Genomic DNA, 23236 nt, shown 5'->3' on the forward strand with positions numbered 1-23236 from the left:
TTTCAAAGACATGGTTGCCGCCGTTGCGGACCTCCATCGTGCAGTCCTCCCACACCGGCGCGTCGTCGTTGCCGTTGTTCGTGACCTCAACCTTGTACTCCGCGTCGGCGGGGATGTCACCCGCGACGGACAATACGCAGATGGTGATTTTGTCGTCTGCCGCCATCGGCTCGGCCAGGGTGATTGTCGCCTCTGTGACCTCCTTGGTAAAGGTCAGCTTGTGGGTCGTGGTGGCCTGCCCGTCGGTGGCGCTTGCGGTCAGGGTGTGCGCCCCATTCAGCAGCTTAAAGAACGTGTCGCCGGTCACGGCAAAGGTGTTGTTCCCGCCCAGGTTGGCGGAGAACGTGCGCAGCTCCACGCCGTCGATAGCCTCCGTCACGGTCACAGGGTCGCCGTCCTCGTCGCCTACGCTGTAGGCAATGGAGAAGCCCGTGCCCTTCTTTCCCAGGTCGGTCCCGCTGGCCGTGCCGCAGGAGACAGCGGGCGCACGGTTGTTATTCACCGGCTGGGCCGTCCCCGTGGCATAGCCGCTGTATGCGTTGTAGGCGTCGTAGGCCCGGACCCGGTAATTGACGCTGGCCCAGCCCCGCGTAATGGTGTCGGTGTAGCTGGTGGCCGCGCCCTTGTATACCTGCGCCCAGTCGCCGCCGTTCACCTGGCGCTCCAGCTCATAGCCGGTCAGGTTTCCGTCCGCGTCGCTGGCGGCGCTCCACGTCACGGTCAGCTCCGCGCCGCCCAGCACATTTTCCGGCACCGTGATTCCGCCGGGCGCACCGGGGGCGGTATTATTAAATACGCTCACTTGGGCGCTGTTCCGGTAGCTGCTGTAAAGCCCCTCGCTGTCGTAAGCCTTTACCCGGTACATTACCGTCGCGCTCCCCGCCGGTACAGTGTTGGTCGTCTTGGTCGCGCTGCCCTGGTAAACCTGGGTCCACGTTCCGCCGCCGTCGGTGGACCGCTCCACCACATAACCTTCCAGATTATTTTCCTTGTCGGTGGCCGCGCTCCACGATACTTCGATGCTCTTTCCGCCCTCTACGCTGCTGGGGATGTTGATGCTCGCGGGCGTGGTCGGGGCCGTGTTCGTATTAACGGAGCCGTCGTCAGAGGTCAAGAGGGAAGAGGGAAGTATCAAAGCGGGCCGGACCCCATAGGTGTAGGAACAGTAGTCGAGGCTGGCGCTGCCATTGGAGCCCACGCGCCAGGCGTTGGCCGCGCTGCCGGTGCCCGGGGAGCGGAGCCACCAGAGGGTGGCGGACCCGTTGAGTTTGGCAATGCGCTTGTTAAGCGCAGATGTGCCGGTGCCGTCCTCGAAATAGGACAGCCGTGCCCCTTCGTTATTCGGCAAATACTGATTGGCGCTCGACTGGGTGAATCCTACTTCTGTACCGGACAGAAGGAAGATTTTGCAGGACAGGCCATTCGCCCCGCTGTTGATGGTCTGGCTGGTGCCGCTGCCGGGGCGGTAGGGAAGTTTGACCTGCTTGATTTGCGCCTGGATATTCGCGTCGAACCGGGCAAGGAAGGTGCTGTTCAGGTACGCCTTGATGGTGCTGTTGGCGTAGTCGTTGACGTTGGAGCTGTGCCACTGACGGGTTTCAAGGATGTCCTTGCGCAGCAGCCAGGTCCCGTCGCAGGAGGCGTCGTAAAGGCTGGAGGGCTTGCCCTGGTGGACGACGATGTAATCCACCAGCGCCCCGTTTTCTTTCAGCTTGACAATACTGCCTACCGCTTTCGTGCCGAGTTGTACAGTTGCCATTGTGTGTCCTCCTTATGGATATAAAAATAAGGCTCACCACGGAAAACCCGCAGGAACCTCCGGCGGCGGCTTGGGCTTTATCTTTCCCTGCCTCCGCATTTTCTGGATTAACTTCTTCGCTTCGCTTGTCTTGGATTTTCGGATTGGCTTTCGGGCTGTCAGCGTCATGCCCACGATTTCCGACACCTGGGCGGCGATTTTCTGCCGCAGACGGTAGGTGTCGCCGTGGGAGGCATGGGCATCCCACGCCCTCCAGGATGTAACGATTTTATCCCGGCTTACAGTTCCCGCCGGGTAGTCCTTCCGCCACGCCCGGACGCGGGCTTTCATACGGTCGATGCTGTCCCGGCGCAGTTTCATAATCACCGCGCCGCCGTCGTCGAGGTAGGTATGGAAGCCTAAAAAATTGATGCCGTTTTTCAGCGGGAAGATAGCGGTTTTCCCGTTCAGTTCCAATTTCAGCCCGTGTATTTTCTGCTCGATTTGGTCAAGGCATTGCTGCAAGTACGCCTTGTCCTCATGGATAATGTAGAAGTCGTCCATGTACCGCCCGTAGTATTTGGCGTGAAGCGTCTCCTTTACCCAGTGGTCAAACTCGTCCAGGTACATGAGCGCGAGAAGCTGGCTCGTCTGGTAGCCCAGCGGCAGGCCCTCGGTGCTGTCGATATAGGTACACATCAATTCAAATACCTGGTCGTCCACTACCCGCCGACGCAGTTTCTTCTTCAAGATGTCGTGGTCGATGCTGGCGAAAAAGTGGTGAACGTCCGCTTTCAGAATCCACCCGCTCGCATAGTCCCATTCTTCCCTTGGTCTGTACGGCAGACCGGCGGCACGGCGTGCGGCCTCGTCCCGGCCCTTGCGTTTCTGGTAGTATTCCTGCATCTGCTCCCGCAGGCGGTCCAGGCCGACGTGCATCCCCTTCCACACCTGAGACGCGAAACTATCCTGAATAAAACTGTGTGTGATTGCGTCGTACAGGATGTTGTCAACCAGCGCGTGTTGTACCACCTTGTCCACAAAAGCCGGTGCCTGCACCAGCCTTTTCTTCGGCTCGTAAACATAGAAGGTTTCAAACTTGCTGGGGATGTACGTCTTGTTTCGCAGGATGTAGGAAAGGCGCTCCGTGCAGGCCAGGGCGTTTGCCTCATACTGGGCGGTCCCCGGCTTGCTTCTCTTTCCCACCCGCGCTGTCTTATAGGCTGCATATAATACCTCAAAAGAGCATAGCTCCTGGTAGTCCATACGGTTCCCCCGGAAAATGCGGGACCCGGCTTCAATGCCGGGTCCCCTCTCACTTGTCGGGCGCTGCTGATAGCTGGCGGCGCAAACGGCGGTCAGCGTCAGCGCCATGTGTTTATCCGTACCCCGCGCGCAGGGCTTGGACGGGGAATGACCTCCTTTGATGATGGGGCGCTGCGTTCGGCTTTCGCCTACTTGGTCTGGCATAATCCATCAGAGCGGGCCGGACCCCATAGGTGTTGGAACAGTTGTTGTTGTTGGCGTTGCCATTGGAGTTCACGTTCCAGGCGTTGGTCGCGCTGTTGGTGTTCGGGGAGCGGAGCCACCAGTTGGTGGCGGTGATAGGTCATACCCCCGTATCCACCCGTCGCGCCGGGTGGATACTTGCCATGCTTTGCGGTTGCCCCGCAGGGGCGAGCAAAGCGGCTGGTAATATAACGCGGATGCCTCCGCGTTGTATCTTAGCTTGGTCGCGGCACCTCCGCCGCCAGGATTTCGCGCACCAGGACCACCAGCATTTCGCAGTTGTCCCGCTCACGCTTGGCTAAAATCACCTTGGCGCGCTCGCCGTCCTTCTTCATCCACGCAAGGCACATATGCTTCACGTCCAGAATCCTCTTCGTCCAGACGCCCATGCGCTTCATGTCGGTGTAGCCCAGGTCGTGCGCCAGCTCCACAAGCTGGAGCATTAGATTACACTCGTCTATAACGGCCTTGATTTCCCGCAGGCGTTCCTCCGGGCGCTCGTTGAACCGTGTTTCATTGGCCGCATACACGCCCTTGATGATAGCCCTTGCCCCGCTCCGCAGGTCCTTAATCATGCCAAATGTTTCACTCTTCGGGAAGAATGGGCGCTTCCGCCGGTTGTCCAGCCGGTCCGCTGTGGCGTTCAGCATATCCCGCATTTCCTCTATGGTCTTTGCTTTTGCAATGGTCCGCATGACCTTTGCAACGTCCTTGGCCTCTACCTTGTCGTCCGGCCCCGGCTTCGTTGCCTGCCTGGTGAATTGGTATAGGTCTTTCGCCTTGTTGCCAAGTACATACTCCTTTTCAGCCACGCCCGCACCTCCGGTCAGGGCACCGCCCGTTCCGCGCTGCGTCCAGGTCCTCCGGGTCGCCCACGAAAAGGCAATGCTCCCGGTAGACAAAAAGCATGGCCTCCCGCCCGCTCGGCGCTTTCCCGCACAGCGTCAGCGCCTCCGGGTTGTCTGGCTCGCTACACGGCGGCTCCAGTTCGGCAAACAGGTTGCCAATCAGGCAGGACAGTTGCGCGGTCGGTACGGAAAATTCCCGCACATCGTTCATCAGAACTCCACCCGCTTCAACGTCTCGTTCCATACGCCCGTCACCACCAGACCGGACATATCGGAGAAGGACACCGTGAAGGGGTTGCCGTTGACCTGTGTGCGGTACATCAGCTCCAGCAGGCCCAGCCGTGCGTCCACATCGGCCAGGGTGGTTTCCGCGTTTCCCAGCGCCCCCAGCAGGTCGCGGACGGATTTTCCATCCTCCACCGGATTCCAGATATAGCCGCCCTCGTTGACCTCGACGCACTCAAATTCCGCGCCGCTGTCGGTGTTGATATAGTGCTGGCCCTTCTGGCCCACCGTCTCCACGGTCGGGTCGCCCGCCTGGATGATGGTCCCGCTCCCGTTCAGGGCGGTTTCGATTGCCAGCATCCGCGCCGCCAGACTGTTGTGTGCGCCGGGGTCCGCGTTGTGGGCGGCAATGGTCCGCTCCAATACTTCCCGCAGATAGGCGGCGGTCACGATACCGGCGGCGGAGATGGATACCTCAAACCGCCCGTTGTTGGTAATGCCAATCATGCAGTACAGCTCCAGGAGGAAGCTCGCTTCCATGGCCGACGGGATGGTGACGCCCTTTTCGTCCTGCATGATAAACAGCAGCTTCATCTTGGCTCTGGTTTCCGGGTCCGAGGCTTTCTCCTTGTCCACATCCAGGGCGGCGTACACGCCTACCTGCGACAGCTCGTATTCCTCCATCACTTCCGCGTTCTGGACCTGGAGCTGGACGGTCTTACCGTCCGCGCCGTCCTCTTCCCCCAGGATGTAAAGCTCCTGTCTCGCGTCCACAAGGCCGGTCTGCTCCGTCAGCAGCTCCTTATCCACCGTCCCGGTGCCGCCGAACGCGGCCACGACGCAGATTTTCCTGCCCGCCATCCACTCGTTGAGCATTTCCACGCCCTCGTTGGTTACGGCTGCGTCTTTCCAGTGTGCCATAGTTTTTTACCTCCCTGAAATTGTAATGGCCGGATTCCCAACGGAAACCCGGATGCGTTGATAGCTGTGGAAAACCCCAGCCGCTCCAGCCGTCGTAGCCCTTCCGGTTGGGACCTTCACCCGCCTTGTGTCCAGCTTCACCGTCGCCCGCTCGATGCTCCCGATGTATCCAGCGGACACCGCCCGTCTCGCCGCGCCCTGCGGCCTAGTGAGGGGCGGCACGTCCACCGCCCCATCGACCCGCTGCCGGTATCCGGCGAAAGCGCCCCCGGCGGTCAGTCCGGCGACGGCCCCCGGCCTTTTCAGCGGCGGCACCCGGACAGTCGCCCGGTCTGCGCTCCTGCTCCCAGCGAACGCGCCACCGGCAACAACGGCGGTCCTCCCACCCGGCCTGATAAGCGCCGGGACCTTGACCTCCGCCCGGCCCACGCTCCGGGTCCCGGTCAGCCCGCCGCCCGCAAGCAGGACGATTTTCCCGCCCGGCTTCGCCAGCTCCGGTACTTGGATGGTTGCCCGGTCGATTTCCCGGCTTCCCGCGAACAGACCCCCGGCCACCGCCCAGGACTTTTCCGGCACCAGGAAATAACGCACGCCGTCGTTGTGGGACCGCAGGGATTTGTAGAAGTTCAGCCGCTCCAGCACCCGCTTCTGCCGCGCCCTGTCCCCGGAATCGCTGGTGATGTCGATGTTCAGCCGGAAGTGATACGGCTCCCCGCCGTACTCGAACCACTCTTCCACGGTGGTCAGCGGGTAAATGGCCCGGATAGCCGTCTCCACCGCCGCCTTGGTCCCCAGGGTCTTATGCACCCGCCAACTGCTCTTGACGGTCCGGCGCTTTTCCTCCAGGCTGTAGCCCGGGTCGTACCAGTCTACTTTGAAATCCCGCGCCAGAATGTCCAGCACGGTTTCATCCAGAGCGTCGATGTTGGAGATAATGCGCACCCGGTCGATTTCCGCCAGCCGCGCCGCCAGCGCCTCGGCGTCCGCCGCCGCCCGCGCCATCATGGCCGGGTCGTGGGTCAGCGCGGGCGGCACGATAAGCAGAAGGTTTTCGCGCGTGATGCCCAGCTTGGAATCATTCATCCTCGTACCCTCCGTTGATGATGACCGGAGGACCTGCCAGCCGGGCAAGCTGCGGCGCGTCCGTCCCGCTCCCGTCTTTCAGGGAGGTAAAGGCCGGTTCCTCCAGCTCCACCCGCTTGATGCCCGTTTCCATCAGCATAGAGATAAGCCGGGACGGGTTGATGTCCCTGCCCAGCTTCGCGCATTGCCAGGCCGTGTACTGCTCCACCTTCTCGCGCACCGCCGTCTCCAGCGCCTCGCCGCTGATTGCCGCGCCCTCCTGCGTGTAGAAGGTGAGGCGCACATTGTACTCCACGTCCTCCGGGTCCTCCACGGAAACAAAGTCCGTCAGCGGGCGCACGTCGTCGGCGCTGCACGCCGCCAATACCCGCTCCTTCATTTCCTCTGTGGCCGGTGTTCCGTCGTCCATCAGGACGTACAGCTTCACCACCCCCGGCGTAGGAGAGGCCGCTATCACGTCGGCAATCTCGGTGCTGACCTGCTTGGCAAAGTAGATGTATCCGCCCCGCGCCCCAGCGCAGCTATAGCCGTCCATACTAAGGCGCAGCAGCTCGTAAAATTCCTCGTCCGTGGCGGCGTCCGCGCCCCCGTCCGATTCGGTCAAGTTTTCGCAGGACAGGGAGTAGGCGAACGGGTCAATGATGGAATCTATCTGCCCTTCCACATATCCGTTTCCCCGCTTTCCCTTTGTCTGGCACTGGACCTTTGTATCCACATGGTCTTTCCCGATTTCCACATACACGTCCGCCAGCGTTTCCCACACAAGGGTCTGCACGGCGTCGGTCACGCGGGTCCCCTTCGGTATCAGCACGGCGAACGCCTGCGGCTCGGAAATGGTAAAGCGCATGGTGCAGGTCGCAGCCTTGGCCTGCGGGCGCTCCTTGGTGTAGAACAGCTCTGCCAGCGCGTCCAGGTTTTCCCCCACCGCCCGGCTTGGGATGTTCTGGTTGGCCGTGTAGTTGGTCAGCACCCGTTCCAGCACGATTGCCTCCGCCATCCACTGGATAAAATGCCGCTCCGGGCTGGCGGGCTGCACGGTGACGCCCATGATTTCTTCGTAAATGGCCGTCAGCCATATCACAATGTCCTCCGGGTCCGTTGGGATAAATTTGTATTCCGCCGGTCTGCTCATGCTGAATCACCTGCCTTGATTTCGATTTGCACAGTAAAGGCCAGCTTCCCCGGATTGGACGGGTCAAAGAACAGGTTTATATCCTTGTATTCCGCGCGCGGCTCCCATTCCTCGATTGCCTCCCGCACCGGGATAACGGCCATGTTTTTTGCCAGGTTCATAGGCTTGTCCAAAAAGCTCATGTCCAGCCCGAAACTCCGGTACATGGGTACGCTGCCCTTCGGCGTCGCCAGAATGACGGCCACATTGCGCAGGATTTCCTTTACCCGGTCCTCTTCGTTCAGTCGGACATTTGCAAGGTCTGTAGCCGAAACAGTGTACTCCATTGCCGCGCCCCCTTATCCCGGAATGGTGAATGTCTGCCCCGGATAGATAAGGTTCGGATTTTTCCCTATCGTGTCCCGGTTGGCCTCGTAGATTTTGGTGTAGTCCGCGCCGCTCCCGTAGAACTTTTTGGCAAGCGTCCAGAGGTTGTCCCCCTTCTTGACGGTGTAGGTCGTTCCGCCGGACCCGCCGTCGGATGCACCGCCGCCGGTATCTGCCGCCGCCTCCGGTGCTGGTGCTGGAGCCGGGGCCGCGCTGCTGGTATTCTGGTCCTCTCCTTTCAGATATTCCAGAAGCTCCACCGACACTTCCACGGCGTACATATCCCCGTTTCCATCGGTGTACTCTATCTTGGTTTCGTGATTCACGATGTTCCAACGGTATTTCCCGTAGGCTTTCCCGCCTATGACCAGCCCCAGCGCCTCCCCGTCCCGCTCGTAGTTCCAAATCTTGACGACTTCTTTCAGCGGGTCCACGCCCATTTCCGCCGTCAGGAGGATGTCGAACGAAAAGCGGTCCGGGTCTATCCCGGTAAACTCTGTCAGCGCGTGTGTGTTGTGCCGCTCGTGGGTGGCGTATCGTACCGACCCGCTCCATTTCAGATTTTTAGGCGTGCGGAATACCTCGCGGGATACGATGAACGAAATCCCATCGTCCGGGCTTTTCCCCAGGTAGCCAATCAGCGCCACGGCTTCACACCTCCCAAAATCACCCCGTCCCCGTTGAACACAGGGAAGTACAGCACCAGCACCAGGTCGTTGACCTTTGGCATATAGGGCTTAATAATCAAATCGTGCTTGTGGCTCTCAAAGGCTGGGTACCCAGCCCCGCCCGCCTCAAACTCCGTCCTCTGCGGCACGTTGTAGTCTGGAATGAAGTCCCGGTTGATGAGCACGGGCAGCCAGTCCGATTCAATTCCCAGCGCGTCGAACCACACCTTTGCAATGCGTTTTCCGTTGTTCACGGCGGTTACTTTCCCTTCCCGCACGATGTCCTCAATTTGCATCAGTAGTTCAGCACCTTCCGTATCCTGATTTGCGTGGTGTATCCGCCGCCGCCCACCGTGTGGGTCGCCTTGGTGACGATGTATTTCCCGTCCCAGCCGCCCCAGCCTTTGAGCTGGACCGTGACCCCGGCCACCAGTCCCACGTCTCCCGGCATGGTGAACGTGGCGGTTTTCGCCAGTTTGTTGTGCAGGCGCAGACGCTTTTTTGCCAGCGTTTTGGCTTCTCCCACGCTCCCGACCTTGGCCTTTACCTCCAGGCATTGGTCCCCGGAAACGCTGCTGTCCTCCGCCGTCCCTTCGATACACTTCCCCGTGTTCGGGTCCATGTACCGGACACGGCACTTTGCATACTTCGTATCCGCCGAGCCGGAATGAATCTTGTACTTGATGTACCCGCCCTTCGCTCCTTCCTCAATGGTGAGGACTGGCGCTTTCGCCTCATATTCCGCCTGGTCATACAGCACGAGTTTCCCGTCCGTGACCTTGATGGAGATACCGGCGTCCTGGCACAGCTTCCGCAGAAAATCAATATCGCTCTGTCTGGCCTGCTCTACCCGGTCGTAGGACGGGTTTGTACTGGCTTCGTACTGGCAGCTCATGCCGCCGCCCGCCGCGATTTCCGACGCAATGCCGGACAGGTTGTAGTTTTTCCACGCCTTGGATTTCTTGGTCTGGCGCAGGTCAGAGGAAAACGCAAGACTGGAGGCGCTGATTGTCACCGCAGCGGGCGGGCCGGACCCATCCACGCTGTCCAGCTCGAACGCCCCCGTTTTCAGCTTCCCGTCCTTCTTCCAGTTTTCCGGCTTGATAACTGCGCTGATAGACAGCTTGCCCCCGGCAGCGGCTTCCACCGCCTCCGTCAGCCATTTTTTCTTCCACACTCCGTCCCGGTCCTGCACTTCGATTTTCAAGTCGTCGGCCAGGTCGTCCGTGTCGTCTGTGTAGACGAGATTCAGGAGATAAGGCTTGATGTCCTTTGTAATATCCGTCCCGCCGAACATAACATCAACCGATGTCCGCCGGGCAAGTACCTTTTCTGCCATGTTGTTACCCCGCTACCGTTTCCACGGAGGAAGGTTCGCGTTCGGCTTCTCCGCAATTTCCGGCAGGCGCAGCGTGACCCCCGCCGGGAACAGGAGCTTCCCGACATGTTCCAGGTTCGCGCTGATAAGCTGGTCGGTATAGTCGGTGCTTCCCAGCTTCCGGTACGCGATAAGGTCCCAGGTGTCGCCCTGGACCGTCGTATAGGAACCGCTCACACCATGCTCCTCCTTCTCACGTCTGCGTCTGCTTCCTCCATCACTTCCAGGATGGTTGCTTTCAGCTCGCCCCGGTTGGCGTAGTCCTGCCATGCGTTCACCGTCTCCGGCGATGCCCCGGCCTCGATGTGGAAGTGCATTTCCATCTTGGTCCCGCTGGAGGTCTGCCCCCCGGCAACGACTTCCAGCGCCGGTCGCGTGCTGCTCTGGATTCCTTGAATAGCCCTCGCCGCCTCGTATTCCCCGCTGTATTTACTGTAGGCCCGGTAGGTCTGCGCCACTTCCTGCGAAACGTGGCTGGGTAGTATCTGCTCCCCGCCGTGCATCCGCATCAGTTCCGGCCCATCTTCGCCTACCCACGCCCAGCCCGGCGGCGCGTTTTCTGTTCCGCTGGCATAGCCGCGTCCGTTGTTTGCATACCACGCACTGTCGGCATATTTGGCCGGTCCCAGCGCAAGAGACGCAGCCCGCGCAACGCTCGCATAAGTGCTTCGTACCTGTGGAAGCATATCTTCCGCTTGGTCGATATAGGCTTGTACTGTGGCTCTCCCGCTTTCTTTGGCCTCTTCCGACATATCCAGCGCCCCGATTTCTTCTTCCATATCTCGGATAAACTGCTCTGTCTGTTCCATCAGCCCTGTGGTCCATTCGGCAACGTCCTGCGCGGCCTGGTCCTGGCTCTCGCTGATTTCTCCCAGCGTGTTTGCAAGGTCGGTCAACGCCTGTGTGTTTCCGTCATTTACGGCCTTTACCATGTCAGCGGCCAGTCCCGCCGCCTCCGGCGTCCCGCTCCTGACGTACTCCATCAGCGCGTTATAGTTTTCTTCTGTCACATGGAGGCTATCGGCAGACTGTTCTTTCAGAACTGCGATATTGGAGGCGTACCCCTGCCAGAAGGAAAGTTGTGTATTCAGTGCCGCTTGTGCGGCCTCTACGGTTGCCTCCGCATCCGCCTTGGCCTCGTCGAACAATCCGAACTGCCCGGAAAAACTCTCCATGGCTTCGTCGTAGGCGTCCGCGTATGCCTCCGTCAACGCCTGCACGGATGCCATTGTCCCGTCCAGCGCTTCCCGGACCGCCGCTTCCTGCGCAGTCGTGTCCGCCTGCCCGTCCGCATATTCTCCCATCGCTTCGGTCAGTTCGTTCACCGCCTGCTCCGCCGAGTTCATTTCAGCTTCGGCGGCGGCAACGGCCTCCGTATCCTTTGCAATGGCTTTTTCGTGGGCCGTGACACTCGACTGCGCTTCCCAAACCTCGTTGTTTAAGTCGGTCAGTGAATTTTGCAGGTCGTAGTATTCCTGGGAGAGATACCCTGTCGCGTCTCCCAGCACCCCGTACTCCCGCCATTGCCGGTCCGCCTCGGCGCTTGCCTCCGCCCACAGTTCGTTCATCCGCTCGATAGCGGTATTGTACTTCTGGCTGGCGGCTTCCAGCTCATACCTTGCCTGGGTCAGCCCGATTTCATTTTCCGCAGCCTCCAGCATGACGCCGTTGTACTGCTCCATCAGGGTATTAAGATACTCTTGGTAAGCCTGCGCCTTGGCGTTCCGTTTCCATTCCTCGGTGTTGGCGCGCAGCGCCTCGGTGGTGGTTTCCAGCGTGTAGGTCGCCCGCCCGTACTCGTCCGTGGTGGTGCTGATGCAGTCGGACAGCTCCGGCATGACCCGCAGCAGGAGGGCCAGGGTATTTTGATACCGTTTCTGCTCTTCGTCGGAGGCGTTCGCCATATCGCCCATAGCTTCCAGCTTGTCGATGTAGGTGTTTGCCACGTCCGCCGCCGCCAGGGTGGAGGCCGTCGTGTCCTCGCAGGTGGCCCCCGCTTCCGTTATGGCCTCGTCCATTTCTCGTGCGGCGGTTGTCAGCTCCCGCACCGCCGGTCCGCCGTCCCGTGTGGCTTCCACAAAGCCCACCACCGCCGCAGTCACGCCTGCAATTCCGGCGGCAGCGCCCAGTAGGACCCCCGCCGGTCCGGTGAACAGCGTCGCCAGTTCCAGCGCTTTGAAAACCTTGATAGCCGCGTTTACGCCGATAATAGCGGTCCCCATGACGCCGAACGCCGCCGCGCCAGCCATAACGCCTTTTGCCAGCGCCGGGTTTTCAATGATGAAATCATTCAGCCCGTTCAGCAGCTCCGTCTTTAACTGCGTCAGTTCCCGCAGCTCCGGTGTGAATTGCTCGCCGATGGTGGATTGCAGGGCCTCCATTGCGGAGTTTGCAAGGGTGATGTCGCCATTCAGGTTGTCCAGCTTCACCGACGCCATCCGCTGTGCCGCTCCGGTGCAGTTGGTGACGGAGTTATACAGGCTTTGGAAGTCGTCGTTCGTGGCGTTCAGGATTGCAAGCAGTCCGTTGTAGCCGCGCATACCGGCAATGGTCATGGCGTTGTTGACCCGTTCCGCCTCGGTCATTTGGCTGAAATACCCCCGCAGGTCCTCCACCGTTTCCATCAGACCCTTCATGGAACCGTCCGAATTGACGGCGGAGTAGTCCAGCTCTCCAAAGGCTTTTGCCGTCAGCGTCACGCCGCCCAGCAGGCCGTTGAAGATATTGCGCAGCGCTGTACCTGCGCGGGACCCCTTCACAGAATTGTTCGCCATCAGGCCCACCATCACGGCCACGTCCTCAATGCTGTACCCCAGTGCTCCGGCGACAGAGGAAGAGCTTTTGAACGTCTCGCCCATGATGGAGATATTGGTGTTGGAGTTGGCCGCTGCCGCCGCCAGCACGTCCGCAAAGTGCGCGGTGTCCGATGCTCGCAGGCCAAACGCGGAGAGGTTGTCCGTTACGATGTCGGACACCTGCGCCAGGTCCTCCCCGGCTGCTGCCGCCAGGTTGATAACGCCGTCCATGCCGTTCAGCATTTCCTGTGCGTCCCAGCCCGCCATTGCCATGTATTCCATAGCGTTTGCGCTCTGCTGTGCGGTAAACTTGGTCGTGGCGCCCAGTTCCTTTGCCTCCGCCGTCAGCGCCGCCATTTCCGAGGCGTTGGAATCGGCGATTGCCTCCACGGCGGACATAGCCTGTTCAAAGTTTCCGGCCACTTCCACGCACTCCATGTAGGCGTCTGCGATGGACTTCATGGCCTCTGCGATACCGGCGGCGGCAATGGCACCGCCTACGGCCTCTATGGCCTGTACGCCAGCATTGCCAAACTCTCCCGCTCCCTCTGCGGCTTTCTTCTGCTCTTCGGTCAGCTCTTGGATTTTGGCGGTCAGCTCGGCGTCCTTGCCCGCGAGGTCGGATGTACTTACCCCTGCCGCGTCCAGCCGGTCCTTTGTCTCCCCCAGCTTTTGCCGCTGCTTTTCAAGCGCCGCCTCCGTGTTGTTAATTCGCTGTTCCAGTTTGAGCTTTTCCCGCTCCAGCGCGGTTGTAGAGCCGGTGGTTTCCCCGATTTGCCGGTTGACAAGCTCGTACTGCCGTTTCAGGTTTTCCAGCTTTTGCGAGGTGTTTTGCACCGCCGCCGACTGCTTCTGGTATGCGGCGATGTCCCGCTGGATAGCCTGTAGGTTTTTGATTTCCGCGCCCAGCCTGATAAATTCCTGCTGCGCCTTGTTGAATGTCCCGGAAAATCCGCCGTTTAACACGGCGTTCAAAACAAAGTCAAAGGAATACTGTTTTTGCGCCATGTTCCGCACCTACTTCTTTTCGTTTAACTCGTTGGTCGCCTGTATCCATCCGCCCAACTGCATCAGCGGTATGCCGGTCCAGTCCAGCGGGGAGCCGCCGTTGTGCCGCGCCAGGAGGATACATTGCTTCTGGAGCCAAAGTGGGACGGTTTTTATCCCGCACGCAGTAAAAAACCCCGCGCTTTCCTCGTAATGGCCTGGAAGTCCGCCATATCCATTTCCTCAACGGCCTGCCCGTCGATGACGCGCTTGCCCTTCTCGTCCCGCTCGGTGCAGGCCCGCGCCGCCATGCCCGCCAGAAAGTCCCCGGTAAAGGCCGGAGATACCAGCGTGCGGCCCTTCGCAAGAAGCTCCTGTTCGATTTCCAGGTGGTCCTTGCCTTTCAGCACGGTCCAGTCAAAGGTCAGGCTCTCAAACGTGCGGCCCTTCCACTGGAACGGCATCTTGAATGTGTGGGTGTAGCTTCCAGCGTCCTGCTCGCGCTTGGCTTCCTCCGCCACCCGCTCGGCCTCCGCCGCGTCCTCCTGCACAGTTTTCAGGTTCAGCTCTTTCTCCTTGCTCATAGGTGAATTACTCCTTCCTGTATTCGATAAGCCGCCCCTCCATCGCGTGAAGGGGCGGCTTGATTTTCGTTTCCCCCGTCCTAAAACAAAACCGCAGCCCAGCGTAGCGGGTGCGGTTTTGATAGGAGAAAGGAGCCTGCGGATATGTAGCTTTCGGCGTTAGCCGGAAGCGTAATGCAGCAGGCTTCTTTCGACTACATCATGCCCATGGCCTTTCTCACCAGGGCGGCGTTGTCCACGCCGTTGATTTCGTGGACCTGGTTGAACTGGTCAATGTCAATGACCTTCACCCCGTCCTTATACACCGTGTACTTGCACACGCTGTAGGTGCCGGAGGCGTCGGCGGCGCTGGCCGTCTGGATGGTCCCCTGGTTGATTTCCGTGGGCCGGATGGACAGCTCAAAGCGAATCGGCTCCAGCTCTTCCTTCCGGGTCACGCCGTCAAAATACTGGTCCGCCAGATACAGGGCCACGTCGTGCCACTCGTTGGTGCCGAGCTGCACAATGGCGTCCGCCACGCTGGAGAACTCGATGTTGATGGTCATGGCCTCAATCATGCTTGCCAGGGGGATAGTCACATCGCCCATGAGCGCCGCGCCCGTGGCGGTGACGGTCTTGTACTTGATGGGGGGCATCGTCACCTTGGCGACGCCGATAAGCGCCCCGCCGTTCTCGTACATGAGGTAGTCAATATGGCCGTTCGGATAAATCATCTTCTATTCCTCCTTACGCCGCCAGCGCCGTCTCCATGTAGGAAACGTCGTATTCCAGGATGAAGTCGATTTCCTGCGCGGGTACGGGCGGCGCGTTGTAGATGTGCAGCGTGATAATGCCGTCCAGCAGGGAGGTCAGCGGGTTTTCCTCCGCCAGCATTTCCGCCCTCGCCCCGTAGAGGTAGCCGCCGCCGGTCAGCCCGCCCAGCCAGATATTGCAGGTCTGCAAGATGCTGTCCCGCAGCGCCGGGGTCATGGGCTTGTCCAGCTTGGACCAAAACGTGCGAATGAGGGTGTTCCCGATGAAGTCAAACATACGGGACACGGGGATGAACTGGTCCTTCACGTCCGTGTTACCGGGATAACACGCGGTGTAGTTGCCCTTGGCGACCCACCCGGAATCCAGGAAGTTGACCGCCGTGACGACGCCCCAGCTCCCCGCGATAAGGTCCACCTGATTCCACGTCAGGTTGACCGGCGTGCCGTCTTTCAGCACGCAGGCGTCCATTTTCAGGTTTTTGTTGGACGGGGATTCGTAGGGGATGCCCCGGTTTCCGGCGTCCACCGTCGCCATCAGGCCGCAGAGCTGGGTAGACAGGTGGAAGCGGTAGTCTCCGAGCTGCACCATAGGCCAGCAAATAATCTGGTCCACGTCCACAAAGTTGTTTTTGTTCTTGTAGCCGGAGAGCTGGGAGTATTCGGTCACGCCGTCCTCGCCGCTGTCCGCGTCGATAACGGCCTTGCCCTTGAACAGCCCATTGATAGCCGCCGCCTTGGTCGCCATCACAGCGGCCACGACGGTATTGTGGGACCAGCCGGGGGCGGCGATAAGGTCCGGGACCAGGCCCACCGCCGTCAGGCAGGCGTCCACCTGGGCCACGCCGTCCACCACGTCGGCCACCGTTGCGGTCTTGGGGTCCGCCGCGCTGTAGGCAACGCTCACCGTCTCCGCGTCATAGGCGCTTCCGTCCTCCAGCAGCTCCACGATGCAGACGTAGGTATCCGTGTCGTCCCGGTCGTAGAGGATGCTGTAGTCCGTGTCCCGCTCCAGCGCCCGCGTTGTAGCCGCCTCGCCTGCGCCCTCTGCCACGCTGACCTTGATGGTGTCCGCAATCGCGTCCACGGAGACGGCAACCCTGTGGTCGGCCACGGTATAGTCCGCCGCCGCCTCTTCCCGCTTCATGCTGGCCGGGTCGTTGATGTTGCAGAAAATGACCGGCTGCGCCCCGAAAAGCTGGAGGTGGGAGTACATGAACTCGCACAGCGTATAGCTCTCCCAGTCATAGGAAAAGCCCAGCTTCTCCACCGCCTCGTCCCAGCTCGTCACCAGCACGGGGACGTTGGACTTGGCGGGCTTCGCCGCAGACTGCACCGGCGCGGTCCCCACCACAAAGGGGATGCCCACCGTTGCCACCTTCGGCGTCTGGACGGACGTAGCCTTTTCATAAACGTGTACGCCGAGTTTCGCCATTATTACTTACCTTCCTTTCCCATCAGCTTCAGCTTCATGTAGTTGGCGTACAATGCGTTGCCGGGGGCCTTGACCTTCAAGCGGGCCTCCGGCAGCGCGTCGCCGGAGACGATAAGGGTCTTGACCAGCGGGTACGCCTTGATAGCCTCCGCCGCCTGTTTCAGCGCGTGCGCCCGCGTCCCCCGGTAGATGGTCCCGGTCTGGATGTGCTTCTTGATGTTGGGGCCGATGTAAATGTAAAAGCCGGAGGGACACGTCCCCGCCCGGCTCTTCTTTTCATTCCCCGTGCTGTCCTGCCCTGTCATGGGTGCGTTGGTTTCCTTCTTTGCCATATGCTCACAAATCCTTTCGTTTCAGATTCTTGGGTCCGTCTTGGGGTAGCTGTCTTGCAGGTGTCTTACGGTCTTGTCGTCCGGCATCCAGCCGTGCGCCACCCGTGCCGCGTTGATTCTCGTTACCGGCGGCAGCTTCCAGGCCGTCACCATTTCCCCCAGGTAGAACGGCGCGGTGCCCCGCTCTCCTGTCTCCGGGTAGACCATTTGGCTGATACCTTCCTTTAGGTCCAGCTCAAACACCTTGTTCAGCGTCGGGTACATCAGGAGCGCGATGCGCATTTCCTCCATGATGTTCAGCAGCGCAAGCCCGCCCTCTTCCTCGTCCGGGTGGTAGACGCAGAACACAGACCGGATAACGGCAGTGCTTTGCAGCTCCAGCCTGGATTCCCGGCCCGACCCTTTGTTGGCGTTCTTTAGTCCGTCCTCTCCCGTCACCGCCTGGTGGAGAATGAAGGGGGCCTTTTTCTCGAACGATGTCATGTCCGGCAACCGCGCCAGAAACACCGCCGCCGCCCTGCGCTTCGGCTCCCGCTCGTCCTGTTTTTGCCGCTTCACCGGCATAAGCAGGTCCTTCACCGTCTCCGTGGTAAAGTCTTTCAGCGCGTACAGCAGGCCCACTTTGGTTTCGTTCTCTAAGGTCACTCTCTGCATGGCCCTACCTCCAGCCCGTCAGGATTCGGTACACCGCCTTGTCCAGCTCCGTTTCAAACGTCTCATAGGCCCGCTCGGTCAACCCCTGCGCCACTTGCTGGTTTCCCACCATCTGCGCCACAGAGGACCCCATGATTTCCCGGATAGCGTCGCTGCCCTCGCTGGTGCTTCCGCCGGTCCGCTCAAAGATTCCGATATGCCCGGACTTCATCTGCGCCACAAAGGCGTCCATGAACTGCGTCGGGCCGGTGTCCTGGAACTGGTGGCCCCGTGCGGCCACTCCCTGGTACTGCATGGTCCACGCGCCCTTTACCATGACCGGCTTCTTCCCCGCCGCGATGTCCTGCGTCGGAACTTTGGGGTATGCGCCGCCGAAACGGTACAGCGGTATCTTCCGCCCGGAGAAGGTGACGGTGGCCTGCACGCCGTTCTGGTAGCTGTATCGGACCCGCACGTTTTTCTCTGCGCGGATTCCCGCGTCCGTGATGTCGTACTTCTCCCGGATGGCCTGGTTGCTCTCCCGCCGCAGCCTGTCAACGGTCCGGCTCATGGAGGCTTTCATAGCCTTGTCCACGCCGCCCTGGATACCGGCCAGCAGCGCCTTTGCCCGCTCGATAGCCGCCTGCCCTGCCGCCTCGTTGACCGTGACGGTGACAGACCCGGTGATTGCGTTGGTCCTTGCTTCCGTGTTCATTCGTCCACTTCCTCCAGCTTCAACCGGAACATTCCCATTTCCGTCCCCGATTCCACCACGCGGTATTTGTGGAAGAACGTGCCGCCCTCTTCGTCGTTCATGGACAGCATGGACCCCTGCTCCGGCTTCACGCCGTTCAGGTCCTTCTCCGCGACGTAAAGGATGATGGTCCGCTTATACAGACCTTGGCCGAAATCGTGCTGCATCTGCACCACGGAGGACCGCTTGCCCTCCTTCGGCCCGCTCTCTATCACGGTGATGTCCTCATATTCCACGCCGTCATAGCGGATTGTCCGCACCTCTCCGTGTTCGGTCGGATTCAGAAACGCGGCGTGAATATCCGCCGCCGCGCATTGCTTGAACGTAGGCAGGGACCCCTCCGGCTCCCCGCCTACTCCATAGTCGAACAGAACTTTCATTTCCCAAGCAGCTCCTTGACCTGCTTGTAGAGCTTCGCCTCCGCCGTCCCCGGCGTGTCAAGCCGACGGCGCATAGCGGGAAACTGTGCCGTGGAGACGATAAGCTGCCGCGCCGCTGGGTGTTCCTTGATGAAGTCCCCCAGCTCGTCGGGGATTCCCCCCTGGAAGGTGGTGTACTGCCGCGCCACGCCCCGCACGGTCGGCCCGCAGTATACGCACGGATTCTGGATTCCCGCGAGGATGTCCCGCTCCGTCGTCTCCGTGGCAGGTGCGGTATCCTCTTCCTGCTCCTGCGTCTCCGTGGCGGGCGTGGCCTTCCCAGCCTGCTCCGCTGTCTCCTGGGTGGCGGTAGCCTCTCCGGCCTGCTCCGCCGTCTCCTGGGCGGGGGCGGCGTCCCCGGTCCGTTCCGGCGTCTCCGGGGCGGGTGTGGTTTTCTTCGGGTCCGTTTTCTTGCCTCTCGCCATTTCCTGTCCCTCCATCAGCACACGGTAGCAACCAGCCAGCTATCCACCTTGTCGGGGATGGGCAGGGGCCGGGCGCACGCCTCCAGCATCTTCCGCTCCGGCTTGTGGCCGATGTAGGAGTGAAGCAGCCGCGCAGTCTCGGCGGTGATAAGCTGCCCGGCGTCGTTGTAGTAGGAGCAAAGGCCGTATGCCCGCATGAAGTCCACATCCGGGGAAATCATGATAATTGCGTTGTCTGGAATCAGCCTGCGGATTGTCGGCTTCGCGGGGTCCGTAATCCGGTCCACATAGACCTCCTTGTAGGAGTAAATTTCCAGGCCGGAATCCGTCAGGTAGCCGTGATAGCGGACGCCGTTGGGCAGGTCCCGTGCGTTGAACTCGCCCGCCTGATAGCGCCGGTTGTCCATCTTCTCCAGGATACCCTTGTCGTTTTTCAGCAGCTTCAACGCCTGCCGTCCGCAGATGATACGGTCCACATTGGCAAAGCCGTTGGTATAGACCCTATCCACCCAGTCCTCCAGCATCCCCAGGATGTCCGCTCCGCTCTGGCCCCACTGTTCCGTGCCGGTCAGCACGACCTTGTTTGTGAAGCCAAAGTCGATTTCCTCATTGACGCCCTTGCCCACAATCTGAATCGCTCCGGTGGTGAGCGCCTGGGCGCACATCCATTCCTCCCGGCGGCTGATGGAATCGTCAAGCCGCTGGTACTCCCGTACAAGCTGCTCCGCCGCCCGCTGCGCAGGGGTCCTCTCGCTGTAGATGGTTTCGCCGGGGGCGCGGTTCATGTAGCCCTCCGCCGTGGTCACGATGTCCGGGTTGACCATCGGGGGCGTGTAGCTCTTGGTTTCGTAGCCCTCGGCATCCAGCGTCTCTGCGCCCAGCTTCGGGTGAACGAACGCCGCCATTTCGCGGTCGCCCTTCACGATGTCGATGTCAACCTCTTTCGTGGCAAAGGTCTTGACGTTTGTGAAGAAGGTGTCCCGCAGGAACGTATGGACCGGGGGCGCGGAGCGCACCACTTCGGCAAGGTATCTGGGCTGGTAAATGTCAATCGTATTCGGCATGATTGTTTCCTCCGTTCGTGTGCAAAAATTTTCCCGCCCTCCTGCGGAGAGCGGGAATTGTTATTTCAGGAAAATCCCGATGTTGCGCAAGGCAACCTCGATGTCTGCGGCGGTCACGCCCTCTTCCAGCGCCAAGCTGTCGGCAAAGTATTCGCCGGTGAGCCACACCGGCCCCTCTTCGCCCGCCCGGATGCTGTCCGGCGCGAGGCCGTAGACACTGGCCTTGTTGTCCGCCGTCAGCAGCGCCAGCTTTCCGTCGCCGTCCAGCGCCACGGGGGCGTGTGCGGGGATGTCCGCCGCCGCCACCTTCACGGCCTTGTTGACAGGCCCGACGCCCGCTTCAAAGTGATGCGGGTCGTAGCGGTAGGTCTTAACTGCAAGGTCCATGCTCATGTCGTTTTCCTCCCTTTAGTTCTTGGGCGCAACGCCCTTGATTGCCGCGATAAATGCGTCCCCCTCGGTCTTGTCGGCGGGCGGGGTGTTGGTGACGCCGTTCACGCCGCTGTCCTGCGCGTCCTTCTGCACCTGCGCCAGATAGGTTGCGCCCTGGGTCTTGGCGTTCTTGACCATGGCCTCGGCAAATTCCGCCGCACTCATGGTCTTGGTGAATTTGGCTTCCGCCGCCAGCTTCTCGCTGCCGGGCAGGGCCATATCCTCAATGCTCTGGATGCGCGCCCGCTCGGCATTGGTCGCGGCCTCCGCCGCCGCCGTCGCCGCCGCTTGCTCGATTTGGTCAACCAGCGTGGGATAGACTTTCCGCAGGTCGTCCACGGTCTTGATGCTGTCTTTCGGGTCCATGTCCTGTACCTCCTGTTGTTTTCCCGGCTGTCCCGCCGGTTGATTGTCCTGCGCCTGCGCAGGCGATTTAATATCCGCGACCCGCTTCACGCGGTTTCGCACAAATTCCGGGGCCTTGTCGAACTTGGCCCCCATGCTGACGCTGTTGACGAAAAGGACGCCGCCCCGATTCTCGTAGGTAGCGCCCGCCCCCTCGTCTGTCAGCTCGTCCGCAAAGCCGTTTTCCTTGGCCTGCGGCCCGGTCCACCAGCTTTCCGCGTCCATCCAGGCCGTTACATCCTCCTTGGTCCGCCCGGTCTTTTTGGCGTAAAGGCTGATGATGTTTTCCTTGATGGTCGCCAGCGCCTCCAGGTATTTTTGCAGGTCCGCCGCATTTGCGTACCCGCAATACATACTGACCGGATGCACCATGTAGGTACTGTCGTTGGCGGCAATGACCTTGTTGCAATGGCAGGCAATGATTGTCGCCGCCGACGCACATACGCCGCCGATGCGGGCGGTCACGTTGGCCGGGTGCTGTTCCAGCAGGTTCCCGATTTCCACCGCCGCAAACACATCCCCGCCGCCGCTGTTGATACGGACCGTGATGTTGCTGACCGTTCCCAGCCCGGCCAGGTCCTCGGCAAACTGCTTTGGCGTCACATCGTCGCTGTACCAGCTTTTTTCTCCCGCAATATTCCCGTACAGCAGCAGTTCCCCGCTCCCGTCCGCCGCATTGCGGAATTGCCAGAATTTATTAGGCACTTCCTGTCCCTCCCTCTGTGGTCTTGTCCTCTTCGCCCTTGCCGCCTCCCGTCTGCGGCCCCGGCGTCTGCGCGGGCGGCGGTGTCGGATTCAGGATTTCCCGGAGCTGCCGCATTTTCTCCGCCTCCATCATCCGCTGTTCCATGTTGCGCATATAGTCCCCGCCGGTCATTTCCGCCGTCTCCCGCTGTGCCGTGGAGAATCCGGCTTCCACCCGTTTCAGTGCCGCGCTGACTTCTTGTATTGGGTTAAGGCTCGTTCTGGCCGGTCCCGGCCACACACAGGCGCAGTAGGCTTTTCTCCTTGCCGGGTCGCTGAAAAAGCCTGGCGCGTTGATGCGGCCCCGTGCCACAGCTTCCGCGAGGACCTGCTCATAAATCGGTTGGCAAAAGCTGTCCACAAAATCGTCCCGCTTCACGTCGCACACCCGCCAAAACTCGTTGAGTGCGCCCCGTGCCGCGCTGAAATTCTGCGTAAACTGCTTTTCCATCACCTCCGGCGGTATCTCCATGGCAGCGCCGATTTCTTTAATCATGGCGTCAAAGAACGCATTGTAGGCGGTGTTCGGGTGCGTCGGGTCCGCAAACGCCACATCATCCCCCGGATTCAGGGAGAGGATGGTCCCCTGTCCCATTTCGATACTGCCGGGGTCCGCGCTGTCCACCTGCGCTTCCTGCGGTATGTACTGGCCGATTGGCGACCCGTTCTGCACCGACGCCGGTTTGACAAGCACGGTGAAATACGCGCTGATTACTGCGGCGTCGATTTCCGCCTGTGTATACCGGCCCAGTTGTTTCAGCGTTTCCAGGACCGGCGCAAGGATAGGCACGCCCCGGAGCTGGCCCGCCCGCTCCCGCGTCATAACGTGGAGGACGTTGTGCCGCCCGGCGGCTCCATGCGCTTCTACCCGCGTCCAGTCCAGCGTCCCGCTCTGTACGGCAAGGCTGGAGTGCGGATGCCGGGAACATATCCAGTAGGCCACCACCATACCGTCCGCGTCCGTCTCCACGCCCTGGACGATGCTGTGGACGTGGTATCCCCTTACATAGTCCGGCACAAGCCGGTCGTACCCGTCAGGGGAACAGATGCGGTCCGCTTCGATGATTTGTACCTTCGTCGCGTACTGGCTCCCCGCCCGCTCTTTGAACGGCAGCAGCGCAAAGCTGTCCCCGTTCATCAGGAATCCCATATAGGCGAGTTGCTGGAGCTTGTAGAAATTCCCCAGGCCGTCCGCGTCGCACTCCGCCGTGTCCGCCCATAGCGCAAACTCCCGCATGATTTTCCCTTGCAGCTCTTCCGCCTGCTCCCGCGTCAGCCCCAAAACCTCCGCGTCGATTTGTGGGGACGGTATCAGCCCTCCCGCCACAACATTTGTGCAGAGGGTTTTCAATGCGGCGCTTGCCGTCGGTATCCCCATATAGGCGTCGCGGGACCGCTGGCGGAGCGTGTCGATGTTGTCCTCTATGTCCTCCTTGGCGCTCCCGCCGCGAAAGAGCCACCCAATCAGGCTTTTCTTTGTCACGTTTGCGCCGTAGTTCCCGTATCCGCTGTTCGTGACCTCCAGCGCCCTCCTTGCGGCGGCGCGCTTCAAGCCCTGAACCGGGGAGACGGCGGCAACGGCCCTGTCCAGAAAATTCATTTTCGCCATA

At 60.7% G+C, this 23236-nt stretch carries 25 protein-coding genes; all 25 read right to left on the minus strand.

Annotated elements, in window-relative coordinates; genetic code table 11:
- The coding region (locus D1641_RS13055) for a DUF6273 domain-containing protein (protein WP_160666412.1) at positions 1-1759 on the minus strand (1759 nt) is incomplete at its 3' end.
- Positions 1760-1792: 33 nt separating this feature from the next.
- Positions 1793-3112: a reverse transcriptase/maturase family protein gene (locus D1641_RS13060; RefSeq protein ID WP_160666414.1), complete on the minus strand. Its 1320-nt coding sequence runs from the start codon at positions 3110-3112 to the stop codon at positions 1793-1795.
- 350 nt (positions 3113-3462) lie between these two features.
- Complete coding sequence (locus tag D1641_RS13065; protein WP_160666416.1) at positions 3463-4059, minus strand: hypothetical protein; 597 nt, start codon at positions 4057-4059, stop codon at positions 3463-3465.
- Complete coding sequence (locus D1641_RS13070) at positions 4052-4339, minus strand: hypothetical protein (protein ID WP_160666418.1); 288 nt, start codon at positions 4337-4339, stop codon at positions 4052-4054. The genes D1641_RS13065 and D1641_RS13070 overlap by 8 nt, the downstream gene beginning before the upstream one ends.
- Positions 4306-5241 (minus strand): hypothetical protein, encoded by a 936-nt coding sequence (locus tag D1641_RS13075; protein ID WP_160265742.1) that lies wholly within the window; start codon positions 5239-5241, stop codon positions 4306-4308. The genes D1641_RS13070 and D1641_RS13075 overlap by 34 nt, the downstream gene beginning before the upstream one ends.
- Before the next feature lie 6 nt (positions 5242-5247).
- Positions 5248-6324 carry a phage tail protein I gene (locus D1641_RS13080; RefSeq protein WP_160666420.1) on the minus strand — a complete coding sequence of 359 codons (1077 nt, stop codon included), beginning with the start codon at positions 6322-6324 and terminating at the stop codon, positions 5248-5250.
- Positions 6317-7456, minus strand: coding sequence for a baseplate J/gp47 family protein (locus D1641_RS13085; RefSeq protein WP_160666422.1), 1140 nt, complete (start codon positions 7454-7456; stop codon positions 6317-6319). The genes D1641_RS13080 and D1641_RS13085 overlap by 8 nt, the downstream gene beginning before the upstream one ends.
- The gene (locus D1641_RS13090) at positions 7453-7782 is read right to left on the minus strand and encodes a GPW/gp25 family protein (protein WP_160666424.1); all 330 of its coding nucleotides are present in this window, start codon (positions 7780-7782) and stop codon (positions 7453-7455) included. Before D1641_RS13090 ends, D1641_RS13085 begins: the two co-directional genes overlap by 4 nt.
- A gap of 12 nt (positions 7783-7794) precedes the next feature.
- The gene (locus D1641_RS13095) at positions 7795-8469 is read right to left on the minus strand and encodes a phage tail protein (protein ID WP_160666426.1); all 675 of its coding nucleotides are present in this window, start codon (positions 8467-8469) and stop codon (positions 7795-7797) included.
- Positions 8460-8786 (minus strand): hypothetical protein, encoded by a 327-nt coding sequence (locus D1641_RS13100; RefSeq protein WP_160265747.1) that lies wholly within the window; start codon positions 8784-8786, stop codon positions 8460-8462. Before D1641_RS13100 ends, D1641_RS13095 begins: the two co-directional genes overlap by 10 nt.
- Entirely contained in the window at positions 8786-9829 is a 1044-nt protein-coding gene (locus D1641_RS13105; protein ID WP_160666428.1) for a contractile injection system protein, VgrG/Pvc8 family, read from the minus strand. The genes D1641_RS13100 and D1641_RS13105 overlap by 1 nt, the downstream gene beginning before the upstream one ends.
- Positions 9830-9841: 12 nt before the next feature.
- Positions 9842-10045 carry a tail protein X gene (locus tag D1641_RS13110; protein WP_160666430.1) on the minus strand — a complete coding sequence of 68 codons (204 nt, stop codon included), beginning with the start codon at positions 10043-10045 and terminating at the stop codon, positions 9842-9844.
- A complete protein-coding gene (locus D1641_RS13115) occupies positions 10042-13671 on the minus strand; it encodes a phage tail tape measure protein (protein WP_160666432.1) in 3630 nt (1209 codons plus the stop codon). Before D1641_RS13115 ends, D1641_RS13110 begins: the two co-directional genes overlap by 4 nt.
- Before the next feature lie 152 nt (positions 13672-13823).
- The gene (locus D1641_RS13120) at positions 13824-14234 is read right to left on the minus strand and encodes a hypothetical protein (RefSeq protein WP_160666434.1); all 411 of its coding nucleotides are present in this window, start codon (positions 14232-14234) and stop codon (positions 13824-13826) included.
- Positions 14235-14428: 194 nt separating this feature from the next.
- Positions 14429-14947: a phage major tail tube protein gene (locus D1641_RS13125; RefSeq protein ID WP_160666436.1), complete on the minus strand. Its 519-nt coding sequence runs from the start codon at positions 14945-14947 to the stop codon at positions 14429-14431.
- A 13-nt stretch (positions 14948-14960) separates the two neighbouring features.
- Positions 14961-16418 carry a phage tail protein gene (locus D1641_RS13130; RefSeq protein ID WP_160666438.1) on the minus strand — a complete coding sequence of 486 codons (1458 nt, stop codon included), beginning with the start codon at positions 16416-16418 and terminating at the stop codon, positions 14961-14963.
- Between the two features lie 2 nt (positions 16419-16420).
- Entirely contained in the window at positions 16421-16750 is a 330-nt protein-coding gene (locus D1641_RS13135; protein WP_160666440.1) for a hypothetical protein, read from the minus strand.
- Positions 16751-16771: 21 nt separating this feature from the next.
- Complete coding sequence (locus D1641_RS13140) at positions 16772-17404, minus strand: hypothetical protein (RefSeq protein ID WP_160265756.1); 633 nt, start codon at positions 17402-17404, stop codon at positions 16772-16774.
- 4 nt (positions 17405-17408) lie between these two features.
- Complete coding sequence (locus tag D1641_RS13145) at positions 17409-18098, minus strand: phage tail protein (RefSeq protein ID WP_160265757.1); 690 nt, start codon at positions 18096-18098, stop codon at positions 17409-17411.
- Positions 18095-18517 (minus strand): hypothetical protein, encoded by a 423-nt coding sequence (locus D1641_RS13150; RefSeq protein WP_160666442.1) that lies wholly within the window; start codon positions 18515-18517, stop codon positions 18095-18097. The genes D1641_RS13145 and D1641_RS13150 overlap by 4 nt, the downstream gene beginning before the upstream one ends.
- Positions 18514-18981 carry a hypothetical protein gene (locus D1641_RS13155; protein ID WP_160666444.1) on the minus strand — a complete coding sequence of 156 codons (468 nt, stop codon included), beginning with the start codon at positions 18979-18981 and terminating at the stop codon, positions 18514-18516. The genes D1641_RS13150 and D1641_RS13155 overlap by 4 nt, the downstream gene beginning before the upstream one ends.
- A gap of 14 nt (positions 18982-18995) precedes the next feature.
- Positions 18996-20045 (minus strand): major capsid protein, encoded by a 1050-nt coding sequence (locus D1641_RS13160; RefSeq protein WP_160666446.1) that lies wholly within the window; start codon positions 20043-20045, stop codon positions 18996-18998.
- Positions 20046-20105: 60 nt separating this feature from the next.
- The gene (locus D1641_RS13165) at positions 20106-20438 is read right to left on the minus strand and encodes a hypothetical protein (RefSeq protein WP_160666448.1); all 333 of its coding nucleotides are present in this window, start codon (positions 20436-20438) and stop codon (positions 20106-20108) included.
- A gap of 15 nt (positions 20439-20453) precedes the next feature.
- Positions 20454-21587 (minus strand): head maturation protease, ClpP-related, encoded by a 1134-nt coding sequence (locus D1641_RS13170; RefSeq protein WP_160666450.1) that lies wholly within the window; start codon positions 21585-21587, stop codon positions 20454-20456.
- A complete protein-coding gene (locus tag D1641_RS13175) occupies positions 21580-23235 on the minus strand; it encodes a phage portal protein (protein WP_201757363.1) in 1656 nt (551 codons plus the stop codon). Before D1641_RS13175 ends, D1641_RS13170 begins: the two co-directional genes overlap by 8 nt.
- Between the last annotated feature and the right edge of the window lies 1 nt (position 23236).

Origin of the sequence: Colidextribacter sp. OB.20, assembly GCF_009911595.1 — a bacterium.
GTDB lineage: Bacteria > Bacillota > Clostridia > Oscillospirales > Oscillospiraceae > Lawsonibacter.

Excerpts from the sequence above, each read along its gene's own strand:
- D1641_RS13060 (WP_160666414.1), bottom strand. The coding sequence starts at position 3,112 with ATGGCGCTGACGCTGACCGCCGTTTGCGCCGCCAGCTATCAGCAGCGC.
- D1641_RS13070 (WP_160666418.1), bottom strand. The coding sequence starts at position 4,339 with ATGGAACGAGACGTTGAAGCGGGTGGAGTTCTGATGAACGATGTGCGG.
- D1641_RS13075 (WP_160265742.1), bottom strand. The coding sequence starts at position 5,241 with ATGGCACACTGGAAAGACGCAGCCGTAACCAACGAGGGCGTGGAAATG.
- D1641_RS13080 (WP_160666420.1), bottom strand. The coding sequence starts at position 6,324 with ATGAATGATTCCAAGCTGGGCATCACGCGCGAAAACCTTCTGCTTATC.
- D1641_RS13085 (WP_160666422.1), bottom strand. The coding sequence starts at position 7,456 with ATGAGCAGACCGGCGGAATACAAATTTATCCCAACGGACCCGGAGGAC.
- D1641_RS13090 (WP_160666424.1), bottom strand. The coding sequence starts at position 7,782 with ATGGAGTACACTGTTTCGGCTACAGACCTTGCAAATGTCCGACTGAAC.
- D1641_RS13100 (WP_160265747.1), bottom strand. The coding sequence starts at position 8,786 with ATGCAAATTGAGGACATCGTGCGGGAAGGGAAAGTAACCGCCGTGAAC.
- D1641_RS13105 (WP_160666428.1), bottom strand. The coding sequence starts at position 9,829 with ATGGCAGAAAAGGTACTTGCCCGGCGGACATCGGTTGATGTTATGTTC.
- D1641_RS13115 (WP_160666432.1), bottom strand. The coding sequence starts at position 13,671 with ATGGCGCAAAAACAGTATTCCTTTGACTTTGTTTTGAACGCCGTGTTA.
- D1641_RS13120 (WP_160666434.1), bottom strand. The coding sequence starts at position 14,234 with ATGAGCAAGGAGAAAGAGCTGAACCTGAAAACTGTGCAGGAGGACGCG.
- D1641_RS13125 (WP_160666436.1), bottom strand. The coding sequence starts at position 14,947 with ATGATTTATCCGAACGGCCATATTGACTACCTCATGTACGAGAACGGC.
- D1641_RS13130 (WP_160666438.1), bottom strand. The coding sequence starts at position 16,418 with ATGGCGAAACTCGGCGTACACGTTTATGAAAAGGCTACGTCCGTCCAG.
- D1641_RS13135 (WP_160666440.1), bottom strand. The coding sequence starts at position 16,750 with ATGGCAAAGAAGGAAACCAACGCACCCATGACAGGGCAGGACAGCACG.
- D1641_RS13140 (WP_160265756.1), bottom strand. The coding sequence starts at position 17,404 with ATGCAGAGAGTGACCTTAGAGAACGAAACCAAAGTGGGCCTGCTGTAC.
- D1641_RS13145 (WP_160265757.1), bottom strand. The coding sequence starts at position 18,098 with ATGAACACGGAAGCAAGGACCAACGCAATCACCGGGTCTGTCACCGTC.
- D1641_RS13150 (WP_160666442.1), bottom strand. The coding sequence starts at position 18,517 with ATGAAAGTTCTGTTCGACTATGGAGTAGGCGGGGAGCCGGAGGGGTCC.
- D1641_RS13155 (WP_160666444.1), bottom strand. The coding sequence starts at position 18,981 with ATGGCGAGAGGCAAGAAAACGGACCCGAAGAAAACCACACCCGCCCCG.
- D1641_RS13160 (WP_160666446.1), bottom strand. The coding sequence starts at position 20,045 with ATGCCGAATACGATTGACATTTACCAGCCCAGATACCTTGCCGAAGTG.
- D1641_RS13165 (WP_160666448.1), bottom strand. The coding sequence starts at position 20,438 with ATGAGCATGGACCTTGCAGTTAAGACCTACCGCTACGACCCGCATCAC.
- D1641_RS13175 (WP_201757363.1), bottom strand. The coding sequence starts at position 23,235 with ATGGCGAAAATGAATTTTCTGGACAGGGCCGTTGCCGCCGTCTCCCCG.